Below are 1,616 nucleotides of genomic sequence, written 5' to 3' on the forward strand. Positions count from 1 at the left end.
GCGCGGCCCACGAAGACGAGGTCACCTTCGGCGGTCCAGCGCACCACGTCGCCGCTGCGGTACATGCGGGAGCCGCCGGGGCCGAACGGGTCGGCTACAAAACGTTCCGCGGTGAGTGCCGGCCGGTTCAGATACCCCCGGGCCAGCCCCTCGCCGGCAATGTACAGCTCACCGGCCACCCCCACCGGCACCGGCAGCAGACCACCGTCCAACACATACACCCGCATGTTTCCCACCGGACGGCCGATGGACGGAGTGGATGAAGCGCTCAAGGGGCTGTAAAGCGCGTCGATGGTGGTCTCGGTGGGACCGTAGAAGTTGTACGCGGCCGGGCCGGAAGCGCCACGCAGCGCGTTCCACAGCGAAGCCCCGACGGCCTCGCCGCCCAGCAGCAGGACATGCGGCCTGCGGTCGGCCTCCAGCAAGCCGATCGCCACCAGCTGCTCGGCGAACGACGGTGTGGTGTCGAGAAGATCGATGTTGTGCGCCGCCGCATAGGCGATGAGCGCCTCGGCATCGCGGCGTACAACATCGTCCACGAGGTGGAGCTCGTTTCCGTCGAGCATCCACAGGAGTTCGGCCCAGGTGGCGTCGAAGGAGAGCGACGCGGTCAGCGCGACACGGAACCTGTCCTGGCCGGTGGCTTCGACGGCGGGTCCGAAGATCGAGACGCGGTGGTGGTCAAAGAGATTGACGAGACCCCGGTGTTCGAGCGCCACGCCCTTGGGGCGGCCGGTGGAACCCGACGTATAGATCACAAATGCCGGGTGCGACGGCAGCAGTGGGCAGGTCCGGTCCGCGTCCGTCACGTCAGCACCGGGCAGTCCGGCCAGCCGGCCGGTGGTGTCCGCACTGTCGAGCAGTACGGCGGGCGCGGCCAGATCCGCCGGAAGGACTCCCCTGGTGTCCGTATCGGTGAGCACCAACGCCGGACCGGAGTCGGTGAGCATGAACGCGATTCGGTCGGCGGGGTAGTCCGGGTCGATCGACACATAGGCCGCACCGGCTTTGATCACGGCGAAGATCGCGACGATCGCCTCCGCAGACCGGCGCAGGGCCAGCGCCACGATGTCTTCCGGCCCCACGCCCCGGCTGATGAGCAGGTGCGCCAGGCGGTTGGCGCGGGCGTTCAACTCCGCGTATGTCATGGCCTCGCCGTTGAAGATCACCGCGGTGGCCTGCGGAGTGCGCGCCACCTGGTTTGCCAGCACCTCCGTCAGGGTGGCTTCCGCCACGGGGTGTGCGATGCCGGTGCCCGCCTCCAGGAGCAGTGCCCGCTCGGTGCTGGAGAGCGGGTCCACCCGTCCCACGGGCGTGTGGGGGGCGGCCACTGTCGCTTTGAGCAGCGCCCGCAGTCCGTCGGCCCACTTCTGGACGGCGGCGGGGGCGAAGAGGTCCGGGCGGTAGCTCAGTTCGAGGGAGAGCCGGCGGCCGGGGAGGGCGGTGAGAGCGAGGGGGTAGTGCGTGGTGTCGCGGGGGTCCACGCCGGTGATGCTCAGGCTGGTGCCCGGCAGATCAAGCGCGTCGGGCTCGATGGGGTAGTTCTCGAAGACGATGGCGGTGTCGAAGAGTTCGCCGAGTCCGGCGAGGCGTTGTATGTGGGCGAGGGCGAGGTG

The 1,616-nt window shown here is 69.2% G+C and carries 1 protein-coding gene; it reads right to left on the minus strand.

Annotated elements, in window-relative coordinates; genetic code table 11:
- The coding region (locus ABZV38_RS40365; protein WP_356333942.1) for an amino acid adenylation domain-containing protein at window positions 1-1,616 on the minus strand (1,616 nt) is incomplete at both ends.

Origin of the sequence: Streptomyces sp. NPDC005181 (assembly GCF_040608395.1) — a bacterium.
Lineage (GTDB): Bacteria > Actinomycetota > Actinomycetes > Streptomycetales > Streptomycetaceae > Streptomyces.